The sequence below is a fragment of the Pseudomonas sp. RIT-PI-S genome, assembly GCF_025642975.1.
Classification (GTDB): domain Bacteria; phylum Pseudomonadota; class Gammaproteobacteria; order Pseudomonadales; family Pseudomonadaceae; genus Aquipseudomonas.
The window spans coordinates 86,054-110,801 of record NZ_JANZKJ010000005.1; the positions used below are offsets into that span (position 1 = coordinate 86,054).

Genomic DNA, 24,748 nt, shown 5'->3' on the forward strand with positions numbered 1-24,748 from the left:
CTATTGGTTAGCCGAACCTGCCCCTGGCGCTTCGCGCAGTGAGCGCGGGCGCATGTCGGTCCAGTGCTGGTCGATGTAACGCAGGCAGGCCTGGCGTTCGCCGCGCATACCTGCCGCGCGCCAGCCGAGCGCCATCGGCTTGCCCGCCGGCCACACGGAATACTGGCCCTGGTCATTGATCACCACATCGAAGGTCGTCTCGGTCATGTCGTGTTCCGCGGTCGAATTGAAAGGGTCAGGCAGCCCAGCAAGCCGGCCGCCAGGTGCTGGTAGAGCAGCAGCCGTTGCGCGGGCTCCCGCGCGCAGGCGCATACGCATACCCGGGCCATGGCGCTGGCGATCGCCGCGTAGGCATCGCCATCGCGCTGAGCGAAAGCGCTGGCGGCCAGTTCCAGGGTGGCCGCGGCATGAGCGCTGGCGAACGCGCCGGCATTAGCCTCGGTGCTCAGGTGGGCGTAATACCGGGCAAAGCTTTCGGCCGAGTCGAAGTCCTCGGCAAGGCTCTCGGCGTTGGCCGTCGCCGCGGCGTAGTGCAGCGCGCTCTGGTACGCCTGGGCGTAGGCCGCCTCGTACGCATAGGCGCGCCGATACAGCGGCTGCAACACGGGTGCGAGGGCGGCCCGCCATTCGCCGCGGCCGCCGTACACCCCCAGTGCGGCGCGGCGGTGCAGGCTTTGCAGGCGATCCAATGCCGGCCGCTGGTCTGCCAGGGCGTCACCGAGCAACGGCACCACAACGTCCGCATACCAGGCATGCAGCCCACACCACGCCAGCGGGTCGGCGAGCCCTTCGCAAGCCAGCACGCTTGGGTGCTCGCCTTCGGCGCCTGCCTGGGCGCCCTCCTCGGCCAATACGCGCGCCAATACCGCCAGCCAGTGCGGGTCGCTCATTGCCGCCTGCTCAGGACGCATGCCGCGCGCCCTCCCGGCCTTGCGTGGCAGCGCTAATGGCGGCGGCGATGTCGCGTGCCCAGCGGCCGCTGACGATGCCGTAATGGTCGGTGTCCATCGGCTGCCAGCTTTCCAGGCAGCCCAGCTTGCCCTGCCAGGCGCGTTTCAGCTCGTCCAGCTGCCAGCTCGTGCCAAACCCATAAGGGTTCGCCTGGCGAGCGATGAACAGCTGCGTCGGCGTGGCCGCAAGGCTGGGTGGCTCGAACGCCGCCATGCTGGCGATGTTGTTGCGGCAGCAGTGGGTCAGCCGTTGCAGGTAGGCTTGCAGGTCCGCGGGCAACGCGCCGTCGATGGCGCCGGGCCAACGCTGGGCGAACTCGCGCTGGAACACCTGGGTGATGGCCTGCTCGTCGATAGCCGCCAGCGCCTTGCCGGCGTCGGGCGCTGGCGGGTCGATCAAGTACAGCCGTGGCGGCGCCAGCCCTGCGGCGGGTGCCAGGGCGCACAGGGCTTGTGCCACCCAGGCGCCAAACGACCAGCCCGCCACCTGCCATTCGGCGCCTTGCGGATGACGCGCCTGGATGGCTTGCAGGTAGGCTGCCGCGCGTTCGTCGAGGCTGATCGGCGGCAGGTCTGGCAGGCGCAGGGCCGGGTCGGCGATCACGCACACGCCGATGTCCGGGTGCAGCGCCGCCACCAGTTCCCGATAGGCCTGCACATCGCCGCCCACCGGGTGAATCAGGTACAGCCACTGGCGGCCAGCGCCGGCATGCCAGGGATCGAGCAACACCGCGTTGGCCCAGCCGTCCCGCGCCGAGGGCCGGGCCCGCTCGCTGCTGGCCCTGACCAGGGCGAGGACTTCGCCCAGGCTGACCTGATGGCTGAACTGCGACAACTGGAACACCTCGCCGGTGGCCGCCTGCAGTTCGTCGATGAGGTCGAGCAGGGTCAACGAGTCCGCGCCCAGGTCGTAGAGGTTGTCGTCGTCGGCCAGTGCTTCCACGCCGAGCCACTTGCACAGGCACCCGTGCAGGCGTTGGCGCAGGCTGGGCTCGATGGCTTGTGGCGCAGCGGGTTCGGCCTGCGCCGGCGCCATTGCGACCCCCTGCCGCCGCGGATAGAAACGCCGGGCGCTGTCCAGGGCAGTGGTGCTGACCAGCAGTTGCGGCAAACGCACCGCCATGGCCCGCTCGAACACCTGGCAGCCCTCGTCCACCGTCAAGCCCACCGTAAGGTGCTGCTGGTGCGCGGCGTCTCCACTGCTGGCCCCTACCGCCATGCCAACCTCGCGCCAGATGTCCCAGTCGATGCACAAGCGCTGGCAACCGTTGCTCGCGCCGCCGGCGTAAAAAGTGAAGCCGTCGAGCATGGCGTTGCTCGCCGCGTAGTCCAGGTGGCCGGCGCCGCCGAACATCGCCGACATGGACGAGCAATACAACACGAAGCCCGGCGTCATCCGCGCGATCAGCGCTTCCACCGCGAGCAGGCCGCGGGTCTTGGCGGCCATCGCCTCGCCGAGTTGCCGAGGGTCCCGCAGGCGGATCAGGCTGCCGGCACCCATGCCCGCAGCGTGGATCACCCCAGCGAACGGGCCATGGCGTTCGGCCAGGTCGTCCAGCACCCGGGGCCAGCGCGCCAGGTCGCCGAGATCGGCGGCAACAGCCTGCACGCGCACGCCATGGTGGGCCAGGGCCGCCGGCACTTCGCCCTGGCGCGAGAGCAACACCACGCGCCGTTGCGGAGCCCGCAACAGGTATTCGCCCAAACTGCGGCCGATCCCGCCGCTGCCTCCCAGCACCAGGAACGTGCCGCCCGCGGGCAAGGCATCCGTGCTTGGCGGCACCGCCGGCAGGGGGCTGGGCAGCAACCGCGGTTGCCACAGGTAGCCGCCGCGCACGGCCATGCGCCTCGGCGCCACGCTCGGCTCGGCCAACAAGGCCGTGAGTTCAGCCGCGTGGTCGGCCAGGCGGGGCGACGGCCAGTCCAGCCAATGGCAGCGCACCGGGTATTCCTGCGGCGCCACTTCGTTCACCCCGGCCAGCGCCGCTAGCTCCGGCCGCGCCACGTGGCCGTCGACCGGGCAGGCCTGCCACGACACCAGCCACAGCCGCAACGCTGCGGTTCGCGCGCGCTGCCCCCAGCCTTGCAACAGCGCGCAGGGGGTATCCAGGCAGGCCCATTGCGCCGCCGCCAGGCTGCGCTCATCCACCGCACCGGTGACCGCCAGCGGCAAGGCGTGCAGCCAGTCCAGCTCGCCCAAGGCCGGGGTGTGCAGCACGTCGAGCAATCGCGCGAGGGCTTGCGCATCCAATGGGTCCAGTTCATAGCGGTCGGCGTCCAGCTCGCGCCAGCCGCTGCCGGCGCGCACCTGAACCACCCGCTGGTAAGCGCCTTGCAGTTGCACCAGCAGCGCCGGCTCGATCACCTCGTGAGTGCACACCACCAACAGCTCGCGACGCACCAGTGGAGCCAGCGCGTTTAGCCGGCGCGTGCGCAGCCATTGCCGCTGATAGAACCACTCGGCCAACGGTTTCCGTTCGATGGCCTCATCGTCCGACGCCACCGCGGCCGCCGACGGGGGCGTGGCAATGGCCTGGAAGCGGTAACTGTCCAGGTCGAACGCCGAGGGCGGGAAGTCCCAGGGAGGCGGCGCCGCGCGCCCTGGCCAGCCCAGGTTCGCCCCCTGGTACCAGGCGCTCAGCAGCTCGGCTGGGGCCTGCCCGGTGGCATCCAGGCGCGGGGCTGAATTGATGATGCTCTGGGCGACTTCGTGCACCACCGGCGCGGTTGGCAAGCGTTCGCCCGGCGGCAGCAGCATCGCGAAGCGCCAACGTTGTTGCGGCCGGCCGGATTGCAAGTAGCGCAGCAGCGCGCCGTGGTGTTCGGGAAACGCTTGCAAGTAGGCATCGACCGCCTCCAGGTCGCGCAGCAGCGCCGAGCGGCTATGGGCCGAGACCATCAGCAACTGCGTGTCGTCCTCAACCTCTGCATGTGCTGGCGCCAACGGTGCCTGGCCGATGACCACGTGGGCGTTGGTGCCGCCGATGCCGAAGCTGCTCACCCCTGCCAGGCGCCGCTGGCCAGCGGGCCATGGCCTCGCTTGGGTGGGCACATAGAACGGCGAGCGCTCCAGGTCGATCTGCGGGTTGGCCCGAGAGAACCCCAGGTTTGGAGGGATGACGCCATGGAACACCGCGAGCGCGGCGCGAATCAGCCCCACCACGCCCGCTGCCGCGCCCAGATGGCCGATCTGGCTCTTCACCGAGGCCAGTGCACAGGCACCGGCTGGCGCGTCGCCGAAGGCTGCGCTCAGCGCGGCCACCTCCACCGGGTCGCCGAGCAAGGTGCCAGTGCCGTGGGCCTCCACATAACCGATGTCGGCGCCGCGCACTCCGGCGCGGTTCAGCGCATCGGCGATCACCCCGCGCTGGCCGGCCACCGAGGGCGCCGTATAGCTCAGCTTGTCGTGGCCGTCATTGTTGAGCGCAGACCCTTCCAGCAGCGCATAGATACGGTCGCCGTCGGCCTGTGCCCGGGCCAGCGGCTTGAGCACCACCACGCCATAGCCGCTGGCACCGATGGTGCCGCTGGCGTCCTCGCTGAACGGTCGGCACAAGCCATCCTTGGAGAAAATATGCTGCGAGCGGTAGCGGTAGCCCTCTGTAAGGGTGGGGTCGATCAACACCCCGGCGGCCAGCATCACGTCGCTGTCGCCCTGCCGCAGCAAGGCGCTGGCCAGGTGCGTGGCGATCAGCGAACTGCCGCAGGCGGCCTGGGCGCTCATCGCCGGGCCAGTCAGGCCCAGATGGTAAGCGGCCTTGGTGGCGAGAAAGTCCTTGTCGTGGTGCAACGCCAGCTGGAAGCCATCCGGCAGGTCGCCCTCGGCGCTGGCGCGCAGCAACTGCTGGAAATAAGTGGTTTCGCCACAGCTGGCGATCAAGCCGATGCGCTGGCCGTCCCCAGGGACGATGGCCGCATGTTCCAGTGCCTGCACGCAGGCCATCAGCAGGTGCCGTTGCTGCGGATCCATCAGCCGGGCCTCCTGCCGGCTGATGCCAAAGTAATCGGGGTCGAAGGCCAGCAGGCCGTCGAGCTGGCTGCGCGCGCCCACCAGGCCGTCGGCGGCGCTGAAGCGTTCGATGCCCAGTTCGCCCCCGCTCACCAACCGCCAGAACGCCCCCAAGTCGCTTGCGCCGGCAACGTTCACGGCCATGCCGATGATCGCCATGGGCTGGTGATCCAGCCCGGCCGGCACGCCCGCCCGTGGCGCCGTGGCCGCTGGTGCGGCGCTCAGGTGCGCGGCCAGGCGGCGGATGCTGACCTGCTCGAACAGGTCTGCCATGCTCACAGGCGTGGCCAGGGCCTGGTTATAGCGCGCGTGCAAACGCATCAGCCCAAGGCTGGTGGCACCGGCGTCGAAGAAGGTTTCGTCCGGGCCTATGTCGTGGCCGATCACCTCGCGGAACAGCTCGCTCAGTTGCTGCTCCAGGGGGCTCAAGCCCATCGCCTGGGGTTCCCGCTGCCGGCTCAGCGCCTCGCCCGCGCCCGCCAGGGCCTTGCGGTCGATCTTGCCGCTGGGCGTGCGCGGCCACTGCTCGATGCGCCGGTACTGGTCGATGCGCACCTGCGCCGGCAGGTGCTGGGCCACTTGGCGGTCCAGCGCCTGCACGGGCACCGCCGTGCCGTCCAATTGCACATAGGCGGTCAGCCGCGGCGGCTCGGCTTCGAACGTCACCACCGCGTTGACCACCTGCGGCAGCTGCAACAGCGCCGTTTCCACCTGCCCCAGTTCCAGGCGGTGCCCGCTGAGCTTGATTTGCTGGTCGTCGCGGCCCAGGTAGTGCAAGCAGCCGTGGCCATCGGCCCAGGCCAGGTCGCCGGTGCGGTAGTACAGCTGGCGGCCGCCGCCAGCCGTAGCCCGTTCGACGAAGCGCGCCGCGTTCAACGCCGGGTCGCCCAGGTAGCAGCGCTGGACCATCGGCCCCGCGACCAACAGGCGGCCCTGACTGCCCGCCGGTACGGGGCGGTCATGGGCGTCCACCAGCAGCAAGCGGGCATTGCTCACCGCCTGGCCGATGGGCGCGCGCAGCGGCCAGCTCGCCGGCGCTGGCGGCAAGCGGTAGGCGCTCACCACGTGAGTTTCGGTGGGGCCGTAATGGTTGAACAGGCTCGCCTGCGGCATGCCCTCGAACCACCGGCGCAGCGCCTCGCTGCACAGCAGCTGCTCGCCGGCGGTGATCACCTCGCGCAGCTCGGCGGGATAAACGCCACGGGCGACGGCGGTCTGCGCCAGGTGCTGCAAGGCCACACAGGGCAGGAACAACCGTTCGATACGGGCCTCCACCAGGTAGCCCAGCAGCGCCTCGGCGTCTTGCCGCCACCCTGGGGTGATCAAGTGATAGCAGCCACCGCCACACAGGGTGCTGAACACTTCCTGGAACGACACGTCGAACGCCAGCATGGAGAACTGTAAGGTGCTGGCCCTCGCCGCCAACCCGCCCTCGCGCCGCTGCCACTGCAACAGGTTGCACAGGGTTAGGTCCATCACCTGCACCCCTTTGGGCGTGCCAGTGGAGCCTGAGGTGAACAGCGTGTAGAGCGGCCGCTCGCCGCCATGGCGCGGGCGTTGCCATGGCTCGGCGACAGCCGTGTGGCCCAGCACTACTTCCAGGCAATTGCAGTGGCCAGCGCCGAGGCGTTCCAGCGCGGCTTCGGTGGCCCGGGCGAACAACAAACAATGCGGTTGCGCCAGCGCCAGCACTTGCCGTTGCACCGCCAGCGGGTAGGCGGGGTCCAGCGGCACCGCGGTGATGTTCAGCTTGGCCAGCGCCAACAGCGCCACCACATGCTCCAGCGACGCCTCCAGCAACAACACCACCTGCACCGGCCCGTTCTGGTCGGGCCAGGGCTGTTCGCGCAGCAGGCGTGCAGCCAGGCCGTCGGCCAGGGCGTCGAGTTCGGCATAGCTCACCTGCCGCTGGCGGTCCATCATTGCGGCGGCCGCCGGCGTGCTGCGGGCCTGGTGCTCGAACCAATCGGCCAGGATGGCAAACGGCGCCTCGTCGCGGGCGCCTTCGCTGGCCGGCGGCAAGGCGCGGCGGTACGGCGCCAGCCAGTCGCCCAGCGGCAGGGTCGGCTGCGCCAGCAAACGGTCGAGGCCGCTGCGCAGCAGCTCATCCAGCGCCTGCACCTGGGCCTCGTTGAAGTACCCCCGGTGGAATTCCCACCAGCTTTCCACTTCCGCGCCCTCGCCCACCACTGTCAGCGTTAGCGCACATTTGGCCTGCGTCGCTGGCGCCAGCTCGACGGTGGCGCCCAGGGCCGAGCGGGCCAACGCGGCGTAGTCGGTGTTCTCCAGCACGAACATAAAGTCGAACAAGGGCGCGCTGGAGGACAGCCGCAGGTCTTGCACCAGGTCTTCCAGGGCAACGTCCTGCAATGCCAGCACCTGGCGCGCCGCCGCTACCTGCTGACGCAGCTGCGCGTCCAGGCTCAGGGCCGGGTCGAGGTCGGTGGGAATCAGCACGGTGTTGGCAAGCATGCCTACGGTGCGTTCGAAGGCCGCCAACGGCCGGTTGGACACCGGGCTGGCGATACGCGGGCGCTCGCACCCTGTCAGCGCATAGACGCCCCAGGTGAACACGCCCAACAGCACTTCGAAGCGGGTCAGCCGCTGCTGGGTACAGAAGCGTTCCAGGCCGCCGGCGCGCTCCGCGCCCAGGGCCTGACGGTAAAGCCCGGCCTGCGCGCCGCCGCCTTGCAGCGGCAGCAGCGCGGGCGATGGCGCGGGCTGCCGTTGGTGCCAGAGGGCCAGGGCCTGACGCTGGCCCTGGTACGCGGCGCTGCCACGCCATTGCCGTTGCCAGTTCGCGAAGTCGACGGTGGTCAGGCGCGGCGCTGGCTCGTCGTCGCCACGGCCTTGCACAGCCTCGCGGTACAGCCGGTCGAGGTCGTCGAACAGCAGGTTCAGCGACCAGCCGTCGACAATGATGTGGTGCAGGTGCAGCAACAGCCGGCTGCTGCCCTCGGCGAGCGGCAACAGGTAGGCCTGGAACAGGCTAGGCACGGCCAGCTCGAAGGGCGTGGCGAACAGCAGCTCGGCGAAGGCCGGCCAGCTGGCCTCGGTGAACTGGCCGGCGGCGAACACCTGGCAGGCCGCGCCATGCTCGGCGATCACTTGGTCGAGCCCCTCCGGCCCCTGCACGAAGGCAGTGCGCAGGGCTGGGTGGCGCGCCACCAACTGCGTCAGCGCCTGCTCCACGGCGGCCAGGTCTGCATCCTGCGGCAGGTGCAGGGTCAGCGGCACGTTGTAGGCGGTCGATTCTGGCGTGCGCTGCTGGATCAACCACAAGCGCTGTTGCTCTGCACTGGCCGGCGCGCGTTGGGCGGTGGAGCATGAGGGCACGGGATAAACCGCCGCGCCCTGACCATCGACCAGCCTTGCCGCCAGCGCGGCGAAGGGCTCGGCCAACACGGCGGCCGCGCTGACTTCACAGTTCCAGCGATCACGGATAGCCGAGCGCAGGCGCATGGCGTTGAGCGAACTGCCGCCGCTGCCGAGCCAGTCGTCCTGCGCGCCCACGGCGGGTTGGGCCAGCAGGGTACGGGCCTGGGCCAGCAACCATTGCAGCGGCGACGCGGGGTCATCGTCGGCCGCCTGCTCCGCCGGCCCATGCCAGGGCGCCAACGGCCCATGCCAGGGCGCCAACGGCCCTGCCAGCAGCGCCTGGCGGTCCACCTTGCCATTGGCGGTCAGCGGCAGCCGCTCCACCAGGAACAATCGCTGAGGCCGCATGTAGGGCGCCAGCTGTTCGCGCAGGTAGGCGCTGAAGGCCAGGTACTCAAGCCCCGGGCGCGGCACGATGAACGCCAGCAACTGGTGGTCTTCGGCCGCTTGGCGCTGCGTACACACATACGCCTGCGCCACCCCGGGGTGCGTCAATAGCGTTTGTTCCACCTCGCCCGGCTCTACCCGAAAGCCACGGATCTTCACCTGGCGGTCGACCCTGCCGACGTATTCGATCAGGCCATTGGCGCCCTGGCGCACGCGGTCCCCACTGCGGTAGTGCACCTGGGCGCCACCGTCGAGCGCGGGCAGCCGCACGAAGGCGCGTGCGCTGGCCTCGGGGCGTTGCCGGTAACCGCGGGCAACGCCGCTGCCAGACAAGTACAGCTCCCCGACCTCACCCGTTGCCACTGGCCGCTGCCGTTCGTCCAGCACCTGCGCGCCGGTGTCCGGCAAGGGTCGGCCAATCGGCACTACTGCCGCGGCGAAGTCCCGGGGGATCGGGTAGCACAGGGCAAAGGTGGTGCACTCGGTGGGGCCATACACGTTGAAGAGGCGGCAGTCACTGTGCGGGTTCGCCGCATACCAGGCGCGCACCGCGGCAGCGCTCAGTTGCTCGCCGCCAATCAGCACTTGGCGCAGGCTGGCGAAACACCCCGGCCACTCGGCACTGAGGGTGTTGAACAATGCCACGGTCATGAACAGGCTATCCACGCCCTGCTCCTCGAGCACCTTGGCCAGGCGGCGGCCTTCGAGCACGTCTTGCTCGGCGAGCATCACGCAGCAGCCGCCGTTGAGCAGCGGCGCCCACAGCTCGAAGCTACAGGCGTCGAACGCGGGGTTGGAGAGGCAGGCGAAGCGGTCGCCGGGGCGGATGTCGATATAACCCCTGGGCTCCGCCAGGCGCAGCAGGCCGCGCTCACCCACCTCCACCGCTTTCGGCGTGCCGGTGCTGCCTGAGGTGTAGAACAGGAACATCACCTCGGCGAACCCTTCGGGCATCGGCTGCGGCGGCTGTGCCGGGTGGTCCAGCAAGGCATCGATGCCGGCGTACCACAGCGGCGCCGGCAGCGCCCAGCCAGGGCTTTCCTCCAGCCCCAGCAGGCCGACGCAACCGGCGTCGATGAGCATTTGCTCGCGCCGCCTGAGCGGGCTGGCGCGGTCCAGCGGCACCACGGTGGCGCCGGCCTTCAAGGCGCCCAGCAGGGTGGCCACCCACTGCCAGCCACGGGGCATGCACAGCGCCACGGCCTGGCCGCGAGTAACGCCCTGCGCTTGCACGCCCCGGGCGATGCATTCGCTGGCCTCGGCCAGTTCGGCATAGCTCAGGTTGCGCGCCGGGTCGACCACCGCCAGGGCTTGCGGCGCGCGCCGCACCTGTTCGGCGAACCGTGCCAGCAGGGTCGAAGGCTGGCCTGGGAATGCTGCGTACGAACCGATCATTTCGCCTCCTGCGGCAATGCTTGCGAGGTTTCGGCGGTGCCCATACGTTGCAGCTCGCGCCCGATGATGTCTGCCACCCGCTGGATTTCCGCGCTTTCGAGCATGTCCCAGTGGCCGCCGTTAACCAATTTCGCCAGGTAGCCACTGGCGCGTCGGCGCCAAAAGCCACGCAGCGCGCGCAATTGCTCCCGGCTGAAATCTTCCCGCGCCTGGATCAGCACCACCCGGCCGGCGGCGGGCTCACAGGGGTAGGCGGCCATGGCCAGGCGGTTGTGGTTGTAGAGGTGGAAATAACGCTCGACCTGGGCGTCTTCGATGCCGGGGTACATGCCGTTGAAGCGCACCAGCTTGTCGCGGAACTCGGCCATGTCCACCGTGCCGATCTGTTCGCGGAACCCTGGGTCGTCGGAGCCCCGCGTGTCCAGCAGCACCAGGCTCAGCCGGGGGTAGCCGGCGGCGTTGAGCCGGCGCGCCATCTCATAGGCCACCAAGCCGCCGAAGGACAACCCGGTGAGCACCAACGGCCGCCCCAACAATGGTTCGATCAAGCGCAGGTACGCCGCGGCCATGGCCTCGACCGTGGGCTCGGTGGCTTCCCCTGGGTTCAGCCCCGGCGCTTGCACGCCATACACACCGGCGCTTTCAGGCAGCACTTTGGCCAAGGACAGGTAGCAGAAGGCGGTGCCGCCGGCGGGGTGGATGCACACCACCGCGGGGCCATTGCCGCCCGCGCGGAATTCGATCAGGTTGCTGTGCGCCGCCGGTGGCCGCGCACCAGCGCGCAGCCAGCCGCCGAGGGCCTCGATGGTCGGGTGGCTGAGCACCACGCGCACCGGCATTTGCACGGCGAACGCCTGGCCGATGTGATGGGCCATCTTGATCGCGGCGATGGAGGTGCCGCCCACGCTGAAGAAGTTGTCGCGGATGCCGATCTGCGGCGCCAGCAGCAGTTCCTTCCAGATCCCGTACAGGGTCAGTTCGATATGGTCGCGCGGGCTGGCCAGGTTGACCGGGCGGTTGGCCTGGTCCTGCTCGGCTAATGCCGCCAGCGCGGTACGGTCGACCTTGCCATTGGGAGTCAGCGGCAGGGTGTTCAGCCACAGGTAGGCATTGGGCAACACGCCCAGGGGCAGCGTTTCGGCCAGGTGCGCCTGCACCGCCGGTTCCTGCACCGGGGTGGCCAGCGCACAGCAGGCGACCAGGCGTTGCTGCTCGGCGGTATCGCCCAGCATCAGCACCACGGCCGCGCGAATGCCGGGGTACGCCTCCAGCCGCGCTTCGATTTCCCCCAACTCCAGGCGCACGCCACGCAACTTGACCTGGAAGTCGTCGCGGCCGAGGAACACCAGTTGGCCATCGGGCCGGTAGCGCGCCAGGTCGCCGCTGCGGTACAGGCGATCCCCTGGCACGAAGGGGCTGTCGATAAAGCGCTCGGCGGTCAGCTGCGGCAGCCCCAGGTAACCCCTTGCCACCCCCACGCCACCGATGTGCAGGTGCCCGGCGACCCCGGCCGGCACGGGCGCGCCTTGCGCGTCCAGTACATAAAAGCAGTTGTTGGCGATGGGCCGGCCGATGGGCACATGGGTGGCCGGCACTTCGGCGCCCGGTTCCAGCGTCCACACGCTGTTGATCACAGTGGTTTCGGTAGGGCCATACACGTTATGCAGGCGCGCCTGCGGCAACCGCTCGCGCAAGCGCCGGGCCAAGGCCGGCGGCAGTTCACCCCCGCCACAGAACACGTCGCGCAGGCTGGTGCAGCCGCTCACGGCGGGCTCTTCGAGGAACAGTTGCAGCATGGCCGGCACGAACACCAGGGTGGTGACCTCGCGCTCGCGCACCACTTCGGCCAGGTAGGCCGGCTCGAAGTGGCCCCCGGGCCGGGCAATCACCAGCCGGCCGCCGGTGGCCAGCGGCCAGAAGGTTTCCCAGGCGGAGGCGTCGAAGCCAAAGGGGATCTTGTGCAGCATTGCCCCGGCCTCCCCGCACACTTGCAGGCACCACAGCAGCAAGTTGCTCAGGCCGCGATGGGCCACCATGACGCCCTTGGGCAAACCGGTGGTGCCGGAGGTGTAGATCACGTACGCCAGGTCATCGGGGCTGTGCACCCGCTCATCCGCGCCCAGGTTGCCGTCGGCGAGCCCGGCCCAGGCCTGGGCATCGGCCTCCAGGCACAGCACCGGCGCGGCGCAGCCGGTGCCGTCCAGCGCCTGCGCGAGCACCTCCCGGGCCGGGCCGAGGGTGAGCAGCACGGCGGGCGCGCTGTCGCTGAGCATGTGGCGCAGGCGCCCGGCCGGGTAGTTCGGGTCCAGCGGCACATAAGCGCCACCGGCCTTGAGCACCGCCAGCAGCGCCACCGGCAGCGAAAGCGAGCGCTCGATGCACACGCCCACGCGCACATCCGGGCCCACGCCCAGCCCGCACAGGTGCCGCGCCAGGCGGTTGGCCTGGGCGTTGAGCTGCGCATAGCTCAAGCGCTGCCCTTCGAATTCCACCGCCGTGGCCTGTGGCCGCCGCGCCACTTGCGCCTCTATCAGGTGGTGCAGGCCTCCGGCGGGCTGGTTCAAGGCCGCGCTGCGGTTCCACTCCACCAGGATCTGCTCGCGTTCACCGTCGCCCAATAGCGGCAGCGCGGCAATCGGTTGCTTGGCGTCGCTGGCCACCTGCGCCAGCAGGTGCCGGTAATGGCCGCTGAGGCGCTCGATGGTCGCGGCGTCGTAGAGGTCGGTGTTGTACTCCACCAGCAGGTTCAGCTGGCCGTCCCGCTCGGCCCACTCGAAGGCCAGGTCGAACTTGGCAGTGGCGCTGCTGGTAGCGTAAGGGGCGATGCTTAGCCCCGGCATGCGCACCGCGCCGCCCGGGGTGTTCTGCAGCACCAGCATCACTTGGAACAGCGGCGAATGGCCGGTGTGGCGGCTGGGGTTGACCGCCTCCACCACGCGCTCGAAAGGCACGTCCTGGTGGGCATGCACCTCGAGCATCTGCTCGCGCAGGCCACGCAGCAGCTCGGCGAAGGTGCGCTGTGGCTCCAGCCGTTGGCGCACCACCAGGGTGTTGACGAAGTGGCCGATCAACGGCTCGAGTTCCTCGCGGCCGCGGTTGGCGAAGGGCGTGCCGATGCACAGGTCGGCCTGGCCGCTGTGGCGCCACAACAGCACCGCCAGGGCCCCGAGCAGCACATTGAACAAGGTGCTCTGGCTGTGCCGGGCCAAGGCTTGCAGGTCGCGCAGGGTGGCGCCGCTGAGCGCGCTGCTGAAGGTCGCGCCCTGGTACCGTTGCACCGCCGGCCGCGGGCGGTCGCCGGGCAGGGTCGAAAGCGTGGGTGCGCCGGCCAGGGCTCCCCGCCAATAGTCGAGCTGGCGTTCGAGGGCCGCGCCGCTCAAGCGCTGTTGTTGCCAACAGGCGTAGTCCGCGTATTGCACCGGCAGCGGTGGCAGGCTGGCGGGTTCTCCGGCAAGGAAATCCCCATACAGCTGGGCCACTTCCTGCAGCACGATGCCCATCGACCAGCCGTCGGCGATGATGTGGTGCACGCTGTACAGCCATAGGTGGCGGTCGTCGGCCAGGCGCAGCACCGACGCCCGCAGCAACGGGCCACTGCTCAGGTCGAAGGGCGCGCGGGCCTCGTGGGCCACCCGTGCCTTCACTTCTTGCTCCCGCGCCGCGGGCGCCAGCCCTCGTAGGTCGACCACCGGCAGCGGCAACGGTGTGGCGGGGTGAATCACCTGGCGCGGCTCGCCGTCGATGTCGCAAAAGGTCGCGCGCAGTACGTCATGGCGTTGCACCAGGGCATTGAGCGCCCGCTCCAGCATGGGCACTTGCAACGCGCCCTCGAGCATCACCGCCGAGGGCACGTTATAGAAGGCGTTGCCGGGCTCCAGGCGGTCCAGGAACCACAGTTGCCGCTGCGAAAACGACAGCGGGCATGGCGCGGCGGGGTCGGCCCGGCGCGGCAGCGCCTTGCCCTGGTCGTGCCCGGCCAACAGCTCGATCAGCGCCGTCTTGTGCTGCTTGAGCGCCGCGAGCATGGCCTCGTCGAGAAAGCCGCGCGGGGCCTTGCAGCGCAGCTTGTCGCCATCCACTTCGAGGGTCACGCCATGGCGCGCGAACCGGTCCAGCAGTTCATGGGCATTCATAGTTCGATCTCTTCCATGTCGGGGTCGTCGGCGGGGGCGGCGGTAAAGGCTTCGAGCGGCACCTCGCGCACTTCGCCGGCATCGCGCAGGCCACCCACCATCGAGTAAATCAACTGGTGGCCAGGGCCGAGGTCGAACAGCGCGGTCAACGCCTGGTCTTCCAGGGTGCCCACCCCGCACAGGCCCAGGCCGTGTTCCGCGGCGCTCATGGTCAGCAATTGGGCCATGGCACCCGCCTCGATATGGCAAAAGTCGCGGCTGCGTTCGCCGTACAGCGGGCGGATCGCCGCCATGTCGGCGATCAGGAACAGCGCGAAGGCGGCGCCGTCGTACAGCGGCCGGTTAACGAAGTAGTCGTAGGCATCCGCGCTCAGCGAGCCCTGCCCCACGGCCAGCAGGCGGTGCTGGCAAGGGTCGTAGTAATAGGCCCCCGCCGCCACGCCACGCACTCGCCCAGGCTTGACCGACAGGTACGCCTGGATTGGGTAGAGCCCGCCCGCCGAGGCGAACTGGTACTTCACTTGCCCCTCCAGCCGCCCTTGGGCCAGGGCCGCCAACAGCTGGGCGAGCGCCTGGGTGTCCATGGGCTGCGCGCTGTACTGGCGCACCGAGCGGTAGTCGCTGTAACGTCGGGCAAAGGCTGGGCTGGAGGGCAACTCGAGGGCCACTTGCGCCGCAGCCGAGGGGAATGCACGCCGGCCGCGCTGCTCGGCCTTGAATTGCGCGCGTTGCTGCGGATCTTCGATCACCGCCACGGCGTCGGCCGGCGCCGCGACTGGGGCGGCCAGCCCCACAGGGCGTGCCCGGTACAGGCCGAGCAAGTTACGCAGGGTCGGCTGCGCCAGCAGCTGCGCCACATGCGGGCGGAAGCCCAGGGCACTGGAGAGCGCATTGCTGATGCGCACGATGTCGATGGAGGTGGCGCCCAGGCTGAGGAGGTTGGCATCGCCGGCGATGGGCTCGCGCTTGAGCACCGTTTGCACGATCGCCACCAGTTGCGCTTCCTCCGGCCCCTGTACCTCCACGGCGTCGCCGGCCCCCATGGCCTCGGCGGCTGGCGTCACAGGCTCAGGCAGGCGCTTCTTGTCCACCTTGCCGTTGGCCGACAGCGGCCAGGCATCCACGAAGGTGAAAGAGCCCGGCACCATGTAAGGCGGCAGTTTGTCAGCCAGGTAATGGCCGATGTCGCTCGCTTGCAGTTGCGCGTCGGCCTTGAGCACATAGCCGGCCAGGCGTTTTTCTTCCAGCGCGGCGCCAAGCACCCGCACCACCGCGCTGTCCACGCCGGGATGGCGGTTGAGCACCGCCTCGATCTCACCCAGTTCGATGCGGTAGCCCTGCACCTTGACCTGATTGTCTTCACGGCCGAGGAATTCGATGTTGCCGTCGGGCAGCAAGCGCCCCAGGTCGCCGGTGCGGTACAGCCGCTCACCCGTCACCGGGTGTGGGAAGAAGCTCGCCGCACTCAGCGCCTCGTCTCGCCAATAGCCCTGCGCCAGGCCGATGCCGCCGATGTACAGCTGCCCAGGCACCCAAGCCGGGCGCACCTGCAGGGCGTCGTCCAGCACATAGAAGCGTTGCCGGTCGAGGGCGCGGCCGTAGGGGATGCTGCGCCAGCCGGGGTCCACCTGCTGGATCGGGTAGCAGATCGACCAGATCGACGCTTCGGTGGCGCCGCCCAGGCTGATCAACTGCACCTCGGGCTGCAACGCCCAGGCGCGCTCGGGCAGGTTCAGGGGAATCCAGTCACCGGAGAGCATGGCCAGGCGCAAGCTGGGCGGCATCACCCTACCCTCGCCCTCCAGGTATTCCAGCCACATGCCAAACAGCGCCGGCACCGAGTTCCACAGGCTCACGCCGTGGCGTTCCACCAGCGCCTGCCAATGGGCCGGGTCCAGCGCCTGTTGCGGTTCGAGGATGACCACAGCGGCGCCCGCGGCCAGGGTGCCGAAGAAGTCGTACACCGAGAGGTCGAAGCTCAGCGAGGAAATGGCCAGCACGCGGTCCGCCGGGCCAACGCGCAAGCGGCGGTTGATGTCGAGCAGGGTATTGACCGCGCCCCGGTGGTCGATGGCCACCCCCTTGGGCTGGCCAGTGGACCCCGAGGTGTAGATGACATAGGCCAGGGCCTCGGGGGCCACCGCCACCGGCCGCAACGGCAACGGCTCGCCCCCCGCCCAGGCGGTGACCGCCAGCACGCGAAGCTGGGCCGGCCACTCCAGGCTGTCGAGCAGCGCGGGTTGGGTTAACGCCAGGGCAACACCGGCCCGCTCGCAAATATGCCGCTTGCGTTCGGCCGGCAGGCTGGGGTCCAGCGGCAGGTAGGCGCCACCGGCATACAAAATGCCGAGGGTTGCCACCAGTTGCTGCCAGCCCCGGGCCATGGTCACCGCCACCAGTTGGCCGGGCTCCAGCCCCAGGGTTTGCAAGCGAGCGCCGAGCTGGCGCGCCTCGCTGCGTAACTGGCTGTAGCTCAGTTGCCGCTCGTGGTCCACCAGGGCCAGGGCGTTCGGGCTGGCGTGGGCCTGGCGCTCGAACAATTCGTGCAGCAGCGGCCAGTCGGCCGGGCTGTTCACCGGGGCCGGCAGGCGCGCCAACGGCAGCAGGTCGGCGGTGCTCGCGGCCCAGCTGGCAGGCTCGGCCAGGCGGTCGAGCAGGCTGTTGTAGGCGTCGAACATCGCGTCCATAAGCCCTGCCGGGAACAGGTCGTCGATGCTGTCCCAGTTGAACAGCAGGCAGCCGTCCAGCTCCAGCAGGGTGTGGTCGAGCCACACTTGCGGGGTTTGCGTGATGCTGTGCTCGTGGCTGGCGTTCAAGGCGTGGGCCAGGTTGAACTCGGCCAGCTCCGGTGCCGCCTCGGACAACGTGCTGTTGAACACGATCGGCATCGCGGTTTGCTGCACCCCGCGAGCCTGGGACAGCTCGCGCAGCACCCGCACGCCGCTGACCTGCGAATGGTCGATGGCCTGCCACAGCCGCGCCTGCACAGCGCGGGCATTGTGGTGGAAGCTGGCGGCGCCGTCGATGGCGACCTCTAGCAGCACCACCGACGTGAAGTCGCCGATGATCGCGTCCACGTCCGGGTGCAACGGCAGGCGGTTGAACAGCGGCAGGCTCAGGGTAAAGCGCGGCTGCCGGCTCCACAGTGCGAGCACCTGGCTGAAGGCGGTGAGCAGCAGCACCGAAGGGGTGATGGCGAAGTCCTTGGCCACCGCCTTGAGTTGGTCCCACTGCGCCACGCCCAACACCCGGTCGCGGCGGGTGAAGTGCGGGTTGCCCAAGGCTTGCGGCTGGCGTGCCAGCGGCAGTTCCGGCGCCGGTGCCAACTCGGCGGCGCGTTCGCGCCAGAAACGCAGCGCGCGCTCGTAGCCATGACCCTGGCGCAGTTGCTGTTCGGCCAGCACGTAGTCCCGGAAGGTCAACTCCGGCTCGGGCAGGGCCAGGTTGGGGTCGGCATAGAACGCCATCAGCTCGCGGGTGAGGATCTGCGTGCTGGCGGCGTCGACGATCAGGGCGTCCAGGCTGATGTGCAAATGGCTGATGCCATCGTCCAGCTGGCTTACGGCGAACTCGAACAGCGGCCAGCGGCTCGCGTCCAGCACCTGGTGGGACTGCCGCTCGCGGGTGGCCTCCAGGCTCTGCCGGGCCAGCCCGGCGGGCAACCCGCGCAGGTCGTGCACCGGCATGCGGTAGGTCGGCACCTGCGCCAGCACCTGCTGGGTGCCATCGCTACGGAACACCACGCGGAGCATGCCGTGGCGCTGGATCATGCGGTTCAGCGCCTGCTCGAAGCGCGCCAGGTCGAAGTCTGGAATGCGCAGCTCTTCGTAGCCATGGGCGCTGACGCCGCCCAGCCCCACCGTCGCCTCCCGGCCGAACCAGTAGGCTTGCTGGATATCGGTCAGGGGGAACGGCTCATGCCGCGCGGCCCGATCCGGCACCAGCTCGAAGGCCGGCTCCGCGTCGCCCTTCCCGGCGGTTTCGCCCAGCCGCGCGGCCAGGTCTTGCAGGCGCGGCGCCTCAAACAGGTCACCCAGCGACAGCTGCCCGCCCAGACGCTGGTTGAGCGCGTAGATCATTCGCGTGGCCAACAAGGAGTGGCCGCCGAGCTCGAAGAAATGATCGTCGCGGCCGACCCGCTCGCGTTTGAGCACCTCGGCCCACACGTGGGCCATCTGTCGCTCGCGCTCATCCACAGGCGCTACATAGGCCGCGCCGGCGGCACGCTCCGGCGCCGGCAACGCGCGACGGTCCAGCTTGCCGTTGCCGGTCAATGGCAGGTGCGCCAGGAACACCCAGGCGCCGGGCAGCATGTGCTCCGGCAGGTGGCGTTTGAGCGCGGCGCGCAGTGCGCCCTCCCGGGCCTCGCCGGCCACGTAGGCCACCAGCCGCGGGTCACCGGGCGCGTCTTCGCGCAGCAACACGGCGGCTTCACGTACGCCGGGCTGCTGATGCAACAGGCTGTCGATCTCGCCCAGCTCCACGCGAAAGCCGCGCAGCTTGACCTGCTGGTCGCTTCGCCCCAGGTACTCGATGTTGCCGTCGGCGCGGAACCGCGCCAGGTCACCGCTGCGGTACAGCCGGGCGCCCGGGGCCGTGCTGAAGGGGTCGGGCAGGAAGCGCTCGGCGGTGAGCCCCGGCCGGTTCAGGTAGCCCCGGGCCAGGCAGGCGCCGGCGATGTACAGCTCTCCGGTCACGCCCACTGGCACGGGGTTCATGCTCGCGTCGAGCACGTATAACCGCGCGTTGTCGATGGGCCGGCCAATGGGCGGCGCCTCCGGCCACTGCCCGGCGGTGGCGCAGGCCAGGCTGAACTGGCTGACCACGTGGGTCTCGGTAGGCCCGTATTGGTTGTGCAGCTGGCTGCCGCCAAGGCCGCGGACAAAGGCGCGCAGCTCATCGTTGACCTGTAACGCTTCCCCGGCGGTGACGATCTCGCAGCCCCCGGCGGGTGCGGGCGCCTGCGCCTGCGGCTCACTGAAGCCGGCAAGCTGTTGCAGCACGGCGAACGGCAGGAAGGCCCGCTGCACACCCTCGGCGACCAAGGTCGCGCGCAGGCTGGCGAGGTCCTTGCGGCTGTTCTCGTTCAGCAGCAGCAGGCTGCCGCCGCTGCACAGGGTGCTGAAGATTTCCTGGAACGACACGTCGAAGTTCAGCGAGGCGAACTGCAGGGCACGCCGGGGCGCCTGGCCTTGGTAGGCCGGCTGTTCGAGCTGCCAGGCGATGAGGTTATCCAGCGCGGCACGGCTGTGCGCCACGCCCTTGGGGCGGCCGGTGGAGCCGGAGGTATAGAGCACGTAGGCCAGGTGATCAGGGCTGACCGCGACCTGCGGGTCTGTGCTGGCAGCCTGCGCCCAGGCTGGCGTGTCGCTGTCCAGGCAGCGCACCTGGACGCCCTCGTTCAACGGCAGTTCGTCACGCAGGCTGGCCTGGGTCAACAGCACCCGCGGCGCGGCGTCGGCGAACATAAAGGCCAGCCGCTCGCGCGGATAGGCCGGGTCGAACGGCACATAGGCCGCCCCCGCCTTGAGAATGGCCAGCACGCCGAGCACCATCGCTGGCGAGCGCGAAAGGCTAACCCCCACCCGTTGCTCCGGGCCCACGCCCAGGCTGATCAGGTGGTGGGCCAGGCGGTTGGCGGCCTGGTTGAGCTGGGCGTAGGTCCAGCGCTCGCTGCCCGCCACCAGTGCCAGCGCCTCGGGGGCTCGCCGCGCCATGGCTTCGAAACGGGTGACGAAGCCGGGCAATGGGCCGTGGTCACGGGCGCTCTGGTTGAACCCTTCGACCACCTGGTAGCGCTGCTCGACACTGAGCAGGTCGAGCGCCGCCAGGGGCTGCTCCGCCTGCTCGGCCATCTGCCCCAGCACGCGGCGCAAGTACTCGCCAAAACCTTCCACGCTGGCGCGCTCGAACAGGCTGGAAGCGTATTCCAACCCACCAACGATCTGCCCTTCTCGCTCGCTGAGGGCCAGTTGCAGGTCGAACTTGGCCACCCTGTGGTTGCCCGTCACCGGGCTGACCTCAAGGCCGGCCAGGGCCAGGTCTGGGCCTTGGTCTTGCTCCCAGGCGAACAGCACCTGGAACAACGGGCTGTGGGCCAGGCTGCGCGGCGGGTTAAGGGCCTCTACCACCTGCTCGAAGGGGAGGTCTTGATGTTCCTGGGCATGCAGCGCCACCTGGCGGGCCTGGCCCAGCCAATCGGCCACGGTAGGTGCGCCGGTAACGGTCATGCGCAGGGCCAGGGTGTTGACGAAGAAGCCGAGCAAGCCTTCCAGCTCCGGCTGCGCCCGGTTGGCCGAAGGCACGCCGATGACCACGTCCGCCTGCCCGGACAGCCGCGCCAACACCAGTGCCCAGCCTGCCAGCAGGGTCATGAACAGGGTCACGCCCTGCTCCCGACTCAACGCTTTGAGGCGGGCGGTCAGGGTGGTGTCGAACACCAGCGGCACGAAGCCACCCTGGTAGGTCTGCACCGGCGGGCGCTTATGGTCGGTGGGCAGTTCCAACAGCACCGGCGCGCCGCTCAAGGTGCGCTGCCAGAACCCCACCTGCCGGGCCAGTTCATCACCGGCCAGCCACTGCCGCTGCCAGGCGGCGTAGTCCACATAACGCACTGGTAACGGCGGCAGCGCGGCGTCGCGGCCCTGGCAGGCGGCGGCATACAGTTCGCCCAGTTCGCGGGTGAGCACGCCCACCGACCAGCCATCGGAGACGATGTGGTGCTGGGTCAGCAACAGCACGTGGTGGTCGTGGCCCAGCCGCGCCAGGCGGGCGCGCAGCAAGGGGCCGTGTTCGAGGTCGAAGGGCGCGTGGCTTTCCTCGTCGATCAGCGCGGCCAAACGTGCTTCGGCATCGGCGTGGCCTTGCAGGTCGAGCAGCGCCAGCGTGAACGCTTGCCCCGGCGGCGCCACGTGCTGCCGCCCTTCCCCTTCCACAGCGCTGAAGGTGGTGCGCAGGGCGTCATGCCTGGCCACCAGCTGAGTGAAGGCGTGTTCCAGCGCAGCCGGCTGCAATGGCCCGCGCACGCGCAGGTTCAGCGGCATGTGGTAGGCCGCGTTGCCACCCTTCATCTGCGCCAGGAACCACAGCCGTTGCTGCGCCGACGACAGCGGCTGCGGGCCATGGCGTTCGGCGGTAACGATCCCCGCCCGCGGGCGGCCCTGGCTGCCTTCGAGCACATGGGCAAAGCCGGCCAAGGTCGGCGCGGCGAACAGCGCGGAGGGCGCCACGTGCAGGTGCAAACCCTGGCGCACTTGGGCCAGCACCCGCATTACCAGCAGCGAGTGGCCGCCCAGGTCGAAAAAGTGATCCTCGCGGCCGACCCGCTCGGCCCCCAGCACCTCGGCCCAGATCTTGGCCAGCGCGGTTTCCAGCGGGCCCTGCGGGGCCTGGTAGTGCCGCTGGCCGAACGCCTCGGCGCTGGGTGCGGGTAATGCCGTGCGGTCGAGCTTGCCATTGGCAGTCACTGGCAGCGCGGCCAGGCACACGAATGCGCTGGGCACCATGTAGCCGGGCAACTGGGCGGCCAGGTGTTCGCGCAGCTCGCCGGGGGTTAGGGCTGCGCCATCACGCGGGCGGTAGTAGGCCACCAGACGTGGCTCGCCGGGGGCGTCCTGGCGCAGCAACACCAGGCTCTGCGCCACGCCCGGCACGGCGGCCAGTTGCGCTTCGATGTCCCCCAGCTCCAGGCGCAATCCGCGCAATTTCGCCTGGAAGTCATTACGGCCGAGGAACTCCAGGTTGCCATCTGGCCGGTAGCGCGCCAGGTCGCCGCTGCGGTAAAGGCGTTCGCCCGCCACGAAGGGGCTGTCGATAAAGCGTTCGGCGGTGAGCGCGGGCAGGTTCAGGTAGCCCCGTGCGACGCCAGCGCCGCCGAGGTGCAACTCGCCAGCTACGCCAGTGGGCACTGGCGCGCCCAGCGGGTCGAGCAGGTACAGCCGGGTATTGGCCAGGGGCCGGCCAATCGGCAGCACGTTGTCGATGGCGTCGGCGCTGCCCAGTTCGTAGCAGGTGCTGTCGATGCTTGCCTCGGTCACCCCATAGGCCTGCACCAGTTGCACGCTGTCGCCACAACGCAGGCGCAGGCGCCGCGCGCTCTGGCCGCTCCAGATGTCGGAACCGCACACCAACGTGCGCAGGAACGTCAGGTGCTGCCCGGTTTCCTCCAGCCATGCCAACAGGGGGTCGAGCACCGCGGGTACGAAGTCGGCGAAGCCGATGCGCTGTTCTTGCAGCAAGCGGTAGAGGCTGGGCGGGTCGAGCAAGGCGGCCTGGGGGCACAACACCAGGGTGCCACCAAAGCCCAGGGCGCGGATCAGGTCCGCGCTAAACACGTCGAAGGAGAACCCGGCCATTTGCAAGTGGTTGAGCGGGCCGCCCAGGCGGTAGAGGGTTTCCCAGGCAGCGCTCACCGCCAGCAGGCCGCGGTGTTCCACCATCACCCCTTTGGGCGTGCCGGTGGAACCGGAGGTGTAGATCACGTAAGCCAGGTGGCGCGGGGTCAGCCCTAGCGCGCTCGGGTCCGGATCACAGGCGGGTTGCGCCGCCCAGGCCTCGGGCTGGCCCAGGTCAAGCAGGGCCGGCTGCCGCGGCAGGTCCTCCAGCGCGGCGCTCAAGGCGGCCTGCGCCGGGCCGTGGGTCAGCACCACCGGCGGCGCGCTGTCCACCAGCATGTGCGCCAGGCGCGCCCGTGGGTAGGTCGGGTCCAGCGGCACATAGGCCGCGCCGGCCTTGAGCACGGCCAGCACGCTCACCGGCATGGCCAACGAGCGCTCCAGGCACACCCCCACCCGCGCGTCCGGCCCAACCCCAAGGCCGCGCAGGTGATGGGCCAGGCGGTTGGCCTGGGCATTGAGCTGGCCATAACTGAGCGCCTCGCCCGCATAGCGCACGGCCACCGCCTCGGGGTTGGCGGCGGCCTGGGCTTCAAACAACTGATGCACACAGCGGTCGTTATCGAAGGGCCGCTGCGTTGCGTTCCAGGTGTGCACCAGGCGCTGGTGCTCGGCCTCGCCTAGCAGGTTCAGGGCCAGTACCGACCGCTCAGGCTGAGCGACCATGCCGGCCAGCAGTTGGCAGAGGTAGCCGGCGAAGCGCTGAGCACTGGATTCGTCGAACAACGCGGTGGCGTAGTGCAGGTGGCCGCTGACCGTGCCCTGCGTGTCGGCCAGTTCCAGGGCCAGCTCGAACGCCGACGGCTCAGGGGCCGCCGCGTTCCAGGCGAACAGCACCTGGGCCAAGGGTGGATAGGCTGCGCTGCGCTCGATGCCAAGGTCCTGTGCCAGTTGCTCGAGCGGCAGGTGTGAGTGTTGGCTCGCCTGCCCCAGCGCCTCGCTGGCTCGGCCAAGCAAGCGGGCCGTGTCAGGGCCATCATCCACGGCAAGGTGCAGCGCCAGCGGGTGTTCAAGGGGGCCAGCCTGCACGGCGATCACCACTTCGCCTTGCCCAGCCAAGCGCGCCAGCAGCACCCCCCAGGCAGCGAGCAGCACGGTGCCCAGATCGGCGGCATGGCGCTGCGCCAAGGCGTGAAGCTGCCGGCTGAGCTCTGCTTCCACACCGAGGGCCAAGGCGGCACAGCCCGGGCTTCGGCGGGCGGCGCGCGGCCTGTCACCGGGCAAGGCCAACAGCACGGGTGCCGCGCTCAGGCTTGCCCGCCAGCGAACGGCTTCGTTCGAAGGAGCGTTGGATCCAGCGTCAACGTGGGGCGCGGTGGTGCCACGCAAGGAAATACGGTCGAACATCGGCGTTCCCGTCCAGGACTTGTTGTTGTTTTGGGGAGGCGTGAGTCGGGGTCAGGCAGCGGCGCCGAGGGGCGGGCATTGCCCTCTGGCGGGTGGCGCGCCGCGAGCGCGGGCGCTCACGGTGGTGGACGTGCTCAAGCCGATCAGGGAGGCCCAAGGCTGGTGGGCGCGATACGCCACACTGCTCAAGGCGCATACGGTGGGGGGAGCGCTTGCATACCGCTTGATCAATTGAAACCTCACCTTTCGTTTGAGGATCAACGACGGGGTACGGCCCGCGCGGGGTGTCAGCGCTAGGGTGGACCCGATCGGCTGTGGTCGCCGCGTGGGTGGGCGCAGGCGACCGCTTGGCACCGGGCTTATGGCCCGGCGCGCCGCGGATAATAACCATGAAGTTTGCGGATGACGCAAACGAAAAGTGGGAAGTTAGTTCAAAAACCGATCAGAAAAATCTGACTGAATAAGGAACTACTAATTTGCCACTATCGTTCTAAGCAAATGATTTTATTGTTCTTTCAGTAACCCAGCCTGTAGCTGATCCTTTATTCAGCCTTGATAAATTTTTTTCGCGGTGCCGGGGGTTGACGCAGCGCGGTTGGCATGCAGTTTACGGCGACATGGCGTTTTGAGATGGCTGCTATGGGCTTGGAATGGGCGATGTTACACCTCGAGCATTACGTTAATTAACCGTAACGTTACTTATTGGAAATGGAGTGGTTTGGGATTCTCGAAGCGTCGCCCTTGAACACAGCGACA

At 69.3% G+C, this 24,748-nt stretch carries 5 protein-coding genes; all 5 read right to left on the reverse strand.

Annotation, left to right across the window (positions count from 1 at the left end):
• The 5 genes from OGL93_RS09640 to OGL93_RS09660 are packed head-to-tail and all read right to left on the reverse strand — an operon-like array spanning position 1 to position 23,992.
• Positions 1-207, reverse strand: a complete 207-nt coding sequence (locus OGL93_RS09640) for an MbtH family NRPS accessory protein (protein ID WP_263262412.1) — start codon at positions 205-207, stop codon at positions 1-3.
• A complete protein-coding gene (locus OGL93_RS09645) occupies positions 204-911 on the reverse strand; it encodes a hypothetical protein (protein WP_263262413.1) in 708 nt (235 codons plus the stop codon). The genes OGL93_RS09640 and OGL93_RS09645 overlap by 4 nt, the downstream gene beginning before the upstream one ends.
• Positions 901-10,119 carry a non-ribosomal peptide synthetase gene (locus OGL93_RS09650; RefSeq protein ID WP_263262414.1) on the reverse strand — a complete coding sequence of 3,073 codons (9,219 nt, stop codon included), beginning with the start codon at positions 10,117-10,119 and terminating at the stop codon, positions 901-903. Before OGL93_RS09650 ends, OGL93_RS09645 begins: the two co-directional genes overlap by 11 nt.
• Positions 10,116-14,252, reverse strand: a complete 4,137-nt coding sequence (locus OGL93_RS09655) for an amino acid adenylation domain-containing protein (RefSeq protein ID WP_263262415.1) — start codon at positions 14,250-14,252, stop codon at positions 10,116-10,118. Before OGL93_RS09655 ends, OGL93_RS09650 begins: the two co-directional genes overlap by 4 nt.
• Entirely contained in the window at positions 14,249-23,992 is a 9,744-nt protein-coding gene (locus tag OGL93_RS09660) for a non-ribosomal peptide synthetase (RefSeq protein ID WP_263262416.1), read from the reverse strand. Before OGL93_RS09660 ends, OGL93_RS09655 begins: the two co-directional genes overlap by 4 nt.
• Between the last annotated feature and the right edge of the window lie 756 nt (positions 23,993-24,748).

Excerpts from the sequence above, each read along its gene's own strand:
- OGL93_RS09640 (WP_263262412.1), bottom strand. The coding sequence starts at position 207 with ATGACCGAGACGACCTTCGATGTGGTGATCAATGACCAGGGCCAGTAT.
- OGL93_RS09645 (WP_263262413.1), bottom strand. The coding sequence starts at position 911 with ATGCGTCCTGAGCAGGCGGCAATGAGCGACCCGCACTGGCTGGCGGTA.
- OGL93_RS09650 (WP_263262414.1), bottom strand. The coding sequence starts at position 10,119 with ATGATCGGTTCGTACGCAGCATTCCCAGGCCAGCCTTCGACCCTGCTG.
- OGL93_RS09655 (WP_263262415.1), bottom strand. The coding sequence starts at position 14,252 with ATGAATGCCCATGAACTGCTGGACCGGTTCGCGCGCCATGGCGTGACC.
- OGL93_RS09660 (WP_263262416.1), bottom strand. The coding sequence starts at position 23,992 with ATGTTCGACCGTATTTCCTTGCGTGGCACCACCGCGCCCCACGTTGAC.